7 protein-coding genes and 1 pseudogene are annotated in these 7073 nt (G+C 36.0%); 1 reads left to right on the top strand and 7 read right to left on the bottom strand.

Annotation, left to right across the window (positions count from 1 at the left end):
* Positions 1–131: 131 nt before the first annotated feature.
* The 5 genes and pseudogenes from HUK62_RS17020 to mobQ all read right to left on the bottom strand — a co-directional run bounded on the left by HUK62_RS17020 (position 132) and on the right by mobQ (position 4683).
* On the bottom strand, positions 132–962 hold the full coding sequence (locus HUK62_RS17020) for a hypothetical protein (protein WP_049044175.1): 831 nt from the start codon (positions 960–962) through the stop codon (positions 132–134).
* 274 nt (positions 963–1236) lie between these two features.
* Positions 1237–1341 (bottom strand): annotated as a pseudogene (locus tag HUK62_RS19155) (CysB family transcriptional regulator); the annotation flags it as partial.
* Between the two features lie 67 nt (positions 1342–1408).
* A complete protein-coding gene (gorA, locus tag HUK62_RS17015) occupies positions 1409–2761 on the bottom strand; it encodes a glutathione-disulfide reductase (protein ID WP_002122354.1) in 1353 nt (450 codons plus the stop codon).
* Positions 2762–3214: 453 nt separating this feature from the next.
* Complete coding sequence (locus tag HUK62_RS17010) at positions 3215–3715, bottom strand: hypothetical protein (protein ID WP_176538525.1); 501 nt, start codon at positions 3713–3715, stop codon at positions 3215–3217.
* Complete coding sequence (gene mobQ, locus HUK62_RS17005; RefSeq protein WP_176538524.1) at positions 3712–4683, bottom strand: MobQ family relaxase; 972 nt, start codon at positions 4681–4683, stop codon at positions 3712–3714. The genes HUK62_RS17010 and mobQ overlap by 4 nt, the downstream gene beginning before the upstream one ends.
* A 209-nt stretch (positions 4684–4892) precedes the next feature.
* Between mobQ and HUK62_RS17000 the strand changes: the two genes are divergently transcribed.
* A complete protein-coding gene (locus HUK62_RS17000; protein WP_176538523.1) occupies positions 4893–5174 on the top strand; it encodes a mobilization protein in 282 nt (93 codons plus the stop codon).
* Here the strand turns inward: HUK62_RS17000 and HUK62_RS16995 are convergent.
* Positions 5171–5467 carry a hypothetical protein gene (locus HUK62_RS16995; protein WP_176538522.1) on the bottom strand — a complete coding sequence of 99 codons (297 nt, stop codon included), beginning with the start codon at positions 5465–5467 and terminating at the stop codon, positions 5171–5173. The genes HUK62_RS17000 and HUK62_RS16995 overlap by 4 nt on opposite strands.
* Positions 5464–6393 (bottom strand): replication initiation protein RepM, encoded by a 930-nt coding sequence (repM, locus tag HUK62_RS16990; RefSeq protein WP_176538521.1) that lies wholly within the window; start codon positions 6391–6393, stop codon positions 5464–5466. Before repM ends, HUK62_RS16995 begins: the two co-directional genes overlap by 4 nt.
* Positions 6394–7073 lie beyond the last annotated feature (680 nt).

Here is a 7073-nt window from a genome sequence, read left to right as displayed (position 1 = left end):
TTGATTTCTAAGGAAAATTATAACACATTTCGTATAAGGTGTATTATGTTAATTTTAGTGAGGCTAAAAGATCTTTTCAATCGGTAATCATTCAAAAACCTATTCAGTCTTTCAACTCATTGGGCTAGTTATTAGTTTTTAATACCATTAACAACTTTCCCTGTTACATCCTCATAGAACAGCAATAGTGCGTAAACACGAGATAATTCTTGACTAGACCTACTGTATGACTCGGCTTTTTTGTAAATAGACGAAGACCATGTGCTATAGAGTTTAATAGACTTTAGAACATCTAATTTTCCAGATAGCGCAAGTTGTTTAATATTTATCGCATTTTGATATCTGTAATTATCTGGAATATAGTTGAGGCTTCCATAATTTTGGAGTAAACCTTTTGCACTTTTACAGTCTGTAGTATTTTCCAGTTTATTGTTGGACTCACATCCTTTAACGTTTATGGTATCAAAACCAGATACCATTCCATGAAATAAGAACCATTCATTAGTGCCCATGAAATTGTAAAGTTGACCAATAGAATTTCTATCATAACGTGATTTTAAATTAGATACTTTTTCTCTAAACCTCTCATTATTCGAGTCATTACAAAGAGTTACTAAAGCTAAATAAAGAGACTCAGATGTAATTTTTTTCGGGTCTTGTCTAGTATTGATTGGAGAAAGAATTGCCCGTTTTAGAATAAATTTTTCATCATATACCTGAATTAAGTCATCTATATAATAAGTATTATCTTTACAATCAACTGTAGTATTACTTAACAAATTTTCGTTTGTTTTAGAATTATGCACATAGATAGTTGCATTAACGAGTTTAGGTTCATTGGTAACAACTACAGAATTTTCATCTAAATACATCACACCTGCTAAGGATCTCCATTTCCTCTCAGCAGCATGAGCAGTCATACATGAAAAGAGAGTTATCACCAAAAAAGTTAATATTTTCATTAAGTAGTAGCATATTATTAAAAATAATTTGATAAAAAGTATAATAGAGAAGTGTAAAATTAGCACTTACATAGCCACTAATTTATCAACATTCGTCAGATGACACATAAGTTGTCATTTCTGATTAAATAATATCAATGAGTTATAGAATTTAGTGACAATCAATGACATTAGTTAGTGACACATAAGCTGTCATTTATTTTATTTTGTTATTCAATATCTTAAAGTAAATATTTCAGAAAAATAAAAAGATATAATAATGAAAGAAGACTTTTTTACTTAAACCAGATTGAGATGTTTTTAGAGCATGTGCTGTTTGTGATAAATTGAGATTATGTTGAGTGAGTTCTCTAATAATTCTAAGTTGTTGAAAGTTCATAATTTGGATATAGAATATAAAAATAAGAGCAAATATATAAATAAATGCTCTTTTAGATGATCAATGATTAACGCATTGTGACGAATTCTTCAGCAGAAGTCGGATGAATTGCTAAAGTGTTATCGAAGTCTTTTTTAGTTGCTCCCATTTTTAAAGCAACAGCAAAGCCTTGCAGAATTTCATCCATACCGTATCCAATACCATGAATTCCGACCACTTTCTCATCAGTTCCTACACAAATTAATTTCATTTTTGTGAGTTGTCGATGTTCTGTTATCGCTGTATACATGGATGTAAAGGAAGAACTATAAATTTTGATGGCATCTTTACCAAATTTTTCTATGGCTTGATCTTCGGTTAATCCAACTGTTCCAATAGGTGGGTGACTAAACACCACAGTCGGAATATTTTCATAATCTAAATGTTCATTTGGCTTATTGTTAAATAAACGTTCAGACAGTCTTCGACCCGCTGCCACAGCAACAGGTGTTAACTCGACTTTACCTGTAATATCACCCACTGCATAAATGCCAGACTGTGTTGTATTTTGATATGCATCAACATGAATAAAGCGATTCTCGTTCAATTGAACTTGAGTCTTATTAAGATTGATCGCTTCAGTTGCAGGTTTTCTACCAATTGCCCAAATCAAGCAATCTACACTATGTTCTGTACCATCTTCTAGGTGTAATACAAGTGAGTTATCTTGAACTTTAGTCACTTTGTTAATCTGACTATGAGTATGCACGTTAATATTTTCACTGCGCATATTCTCTAATAGTGTTTTACCAAGGAAATGATCTAATCCACGCAAAGGCTGATGTTTACGAATAAATAATTGTACATTCGAACCCAATGCATTAAGAACACCTGCCAATTCCACAGCAATATAGCCAGAACCAACAATAGCAGTCCGCTTCGGTAAGTGTTCTAATCCGAAGAAACCATTGGAATCAATACCATATTCAGCACCTTCAATTTCAGGTTTGAATGCTTGAGTCCCCGTAGCAATTAAAATATGGTCAGCTGTGTACGTTTCACCATTTACTTCAATTGTTTGAGCATCTAAAAATTTTGCAAAACCTCGAATGACATCAACATTATTTTTAGCTAGTCCTGTGTCATACGATGTATGTATTCGGCTGATATAGGCTTGTCTGTTTTCAACTAATTTCTTCCAGTTAAAGGATTTCAATTCTGTATTAAAGCCATAGTCAGGACCATATTTATGAATCGCATCGGCAATTTGAGCTGAATACCACATCACTTTTTTAGGAACACATCCTACGTTGACACAGGTTCCACCAATATCACCCATTTCTATCAGTGCACATTTCTTACCATACATGGCAGCACGATTGACTGATGCAATACCGCCACTGCCTCCGCCAATCGCAATATAATCATAGTGTTTAGACATAAATGAAATTCCTGTTTTTTAGATTTAAAAAGTTAAAGACTTAAGCATTCATTTGAATGACAAATCTAAACTTAACATCTCCTGCTCTTAAACGTTGTAAAGCATCATTAACACCTACTAACGGTACAGTTTCTATTTCAGGACGAATATTTGCTAATAGACTAAAATCGAGCGTTTTTTCTGAATCGTGAGGTGTTCCTGTTAAAGAGCCTTGAATTTTACTTATACAGTAATAACAAATAGACTTGCGAATACTAAGTTATATAGAACCTGCTAGCAAATTAGGGGTGGTTATAAAGCGAACTTATAGAAAACATTTAACATAAAATCTCTTATGCGAAATTTCAGCTCGATGCTTTGAAATATGGCTTTAGCCATGTTTCAAAGTCGGGCAACTTTGCGCTTGCTGTAATCTGATCAGTAATGAGAAAAACTAAGCAAAGTACCGATCAACTAGTATTTTTTAGGGTCGATCTGACACCAGTCATACGTTTTTTCTTTGACATTATTCGGTTCAAATGAGTAACACGGCTTTTTAGTCATAATTCTGACCAATGTTTTCCCATCATGCTCCTCGATTTGTAACGGATATTTTTTTAGTACAGCCATATCTGCTCTACGTGCATCAATTTCGTCTTTGCTTGGTATGTATAAGAAGATAGCCAAAATGAATACCATCATCACAGCAACAAACGTGCTAGCAAAAATAAGGATAAGTTTTAAGTTGAGCCTGTGTGTAGCTTCGTTTAATGCCTGAATACTGTTGTTTAATGCGCCTGTATGCTTCTTATTTGCGTTTTCTAGCGATTTTTCAGCCTTGTCTAGCACTCCGCTAGCGACATGGTTGTAAAACTGCTCTAATCGCTTGTTATCGTCTGCTATGGCTTCTCGATATTCCTTCATGGATGCCAGTAAAATATATAATTGGTCATCTAAATCATTTTGGTTGCTCATAACGACATTCCGCCTCTACTTAGTTTTTGAGATGCCTTGCGGAGTGCTTGCTCGGCTCGTTGTTTATCTAATTCTTGCTGTCGCTTTATTTCCGCTTGGCGTTCTAGTTCTAGACGTTTGCTTTCTTGGTTTTTCTGCCATTGATCAAAACCTTGATCGACACGGTTTAAACCTCGCTGTAAAACGCTCTCTTTCTGCTGTTTTTCTTGGTGAAGCTGTTGGGTATTTTGCTGTTTGACGTTGTCATTAAAACGGCTGATTTCCGTGTCGATGCCTTGTCTGCGTAATTGGGTGACTTTAGTGCCTTCGTGGATGGTGGCTTGTAGTCCATTGTTTTGATCGGCATAGCTGCGGTGGTCTATTTTTTCTCGGTAGCCTGCACGTTCCAATGCATTGTTGGCTAAGTCTGCCCATGTTTCTCGAATTTGCTTAATATCTTCTTGGGTTGTACCCATACCAAGGCTTTTTCGTTTGGCGTTGCTGAGTTCAATATCGGTTTTGGTGGTCAAAATGAGTTTATTGTCAGGGTCTAATTCCGCTTTTCGGGTGGTGAGCATGATATGGGCGTGATGGTTTTTATCATTACCGCCTTTGCTGGGTTCATGGATGGCTAAATCTGCGATCACGTCATAGCGATCAACTAAGGACCTGGCAAAGTCTTTTGCCAAGTCCTTACGTTGATCAGCGTCTAATTCATCAGGTAGGGCAATCACCCATTCTCTAGCGGTTCGGGCATCTTTACGGTTTTCGGTTTTTTCTGCCAAGTTCCAAAGTTCACCACGGTCAATTTCAATATCTAAATTAGACAGAATTTCAGAATGGGCGACACCGTCTTTTCTCGTAAAGTCATGAGTGAGTCCTGTGCGTTCATCTTCTAATTTTTCTCCTGCACGATAGGCACTCGATGCAACCGAAGTTCGTCCCGAACTTCGGTTAACTGTTTTAGTGGAACAATGATAAATTGCCATGCAGTCGCCTTGAGATGCTTTTGCTTTTAAAAAATTGCGTAGCAGTTTTTTGGGGTTAAGGGGATTCCCCTTACGCAAACTTTGACTTGGATGAAATCCAAGTCGTAAGTGCGCATTTCATGAAAAACACGATAGCATATAGCCCGCTTGAATTTCAATTCATAGGGCCTTATGCTTGAGTGGTTTTCTATATCCCAAAATTAACCGTTATGACAAAATCTGCTGAAAATATCGAAAAGAAAATTGAAGCCCAGTTAGAGAAGCTGAAACAGTTAAAAGCCCAAAAACAGGCTATCGAAGCAAGAGAAAAAACCAAGAAAAAGGAACAGGAAAGAAAGGACGATACTAGACGCAAAATTTTGCTTGGTTCTTATTTAATTAAGAAAATGCAGAATGAAGCCAATAAAGAAAAAATACTCGCTGAACTCAACGAATATTTAACAGAAAATAGAGATCGACAGCTTTTTGATTTGCCCGACATTGAAGCCTAATTTTTCTTAGCTGTTTGGTTGTTTTGTTCGGCTTGATACTCTGGAATGAGCCTATTTAAAACCTTTTGAATATTGTCCTTGTCTTCTATCTGCAAATTATCTCGATAGTAAATTAAGTCCTGTATTTTGCTTTCCATCTGCATTTTTTCGGTGGGTTCGGCATCTTTGGATAGTCGGGATAATAGGAAGATATAACCGCATATATTTTCCCTCGCAATTTCATAATTTACGATGTCGAGGTATTCAACGGTCACATGCTTTAGATCGGTTGATAGGTTATTTAATTTGATCATGGCTGAAATCCTGATTTTTCTAATATTGGATAAAGCTCTCTGAATTTTTCAGGCTCTAAAAGCATGTCAGCAATACGAATAGCAAATTGTTGAAAGCTCTCCGTACCTTGTGAATATTTACTCATTTCGGGCATTTCAGACATTTTATTTGCAAATAAATGGCGTTGTGGATCGCTCAATTTTATAAAAAAATCAGGTGTGTTTGGGTCATGCTTAACTTCAATTTTTGGCTGTTGCTTCTGTTTTAACTTGAATGAAAAGCCTGAAATTAAACGTCCTTTTTTATGCTGTTCATACGTCACGGTAATATCTGTATGTTCATTGATCTGCTTAATAGAAGGCTCTAGTACACGCTTTTTAAAGTCACTCATTGCTGTGTACTCATTTTCTAATAGTCCTAGTCTATTTCTAAAAGTACTAATTTCTATTTGTGGCACTTTACCGACTTCACGCCAAGCTATAAGAAGCTCATAAAGCCTAGTAGCGTACTTACTTGTTAAGTGTGCGACTTGTTTGGCTTGGTAGCTTGTGAAGTGTTCTTCTAAACGTGTTACCAGTGGGACAACATCAGGAGCAAAAGTTATTTCTAGTAATGCTAAATCATCAACATAAAAAATACGGCTAACCCAACGTGAACGTACAACGCCAGTTTTCCCTGTTCTTTTATATTCGGCTGTATAGCTAAACTGACGGTTAAATAAGTTATTCACTGCTTCTTTAAGGGCTTTATACGAAGCATCAATGGATACATTAAACAACTTTGCATAATCACTAGCATGAATTTCTAACTTACTATCGGCTGTGATGCCCTGCCCTGATTCTCTGGCATTAATGATGGCAAGCATAATCAAACGCTGTTCTGTTAATTCCAAGTTATAACTGGCATTGATTAAAGCATTATCTTTCACAACTAAACTGTTCTTCATAAAACAGCCCTTATTTTATTATTGAATTAGAAGACAATGTATTTCAATATCCTTTTAAGGTCAAATTATTTAATGTCCTTTAATTAAGAGCTACTGTCCGTTTATATAAGAGCTACTGTCCGTTTATATAAGAGCTACTGTCCGTTTATATAAGAGCTACTGTCCGTTTATGCCTTCTGAAATGCACGTATACCAATGCTTTCACCCTTCCTAAAAGCATTTAAAAGCTTTAAAAATAATTAAAAGCCTTTCGAGAGGGGAGTGCAAACTGCCCTAGGTACTCGCTAAAGCTCGTACTTTATTGAAGCTCGTTCCTCGCTTCGAGGGGCAGTTTTTAATTAATACTGTTTGTAATATCCAAAAAAAGCATTGATAAGGTATTCGCTCCGCTCATACTTTTTGAAAAGCAAAAACTCCAAAGTTCGCACCCATTCGGGATGCTCTGTATCTACCGTTTAAAATCTAAAGGAAGCTTGTAATCAGAGAAAAGGCGAGCGTGAAATTTTGATGATGCTCAATCGCTCGTAGACACTCGCTCGGTTCTTATTATCTAGGTTTTAATTATTTAATGGAGCTAATCAAAGTTGTGAAACATTGCTTAAATAATAGGCGTGGAACGTGAAAAATCATAAAAAAAGCCCAATCGGGTGTGATTGGGCTATAAACTAGAAACTACAGCA

The sequence above is a fragment of the Acinetobacter sp. NEB 394 genome, assembly GCF_013374795.1.
Classification (GTDB): Bacteria; Pseudomonadota; Gammaproteobacteria; order Pseudomonadales; family Moraxellaceae; genus Acinetobacter; species Acinetobacter johnsonii.
This window is presented reverse-complemented; position numbering and strand designations above follow the sequence as displayed.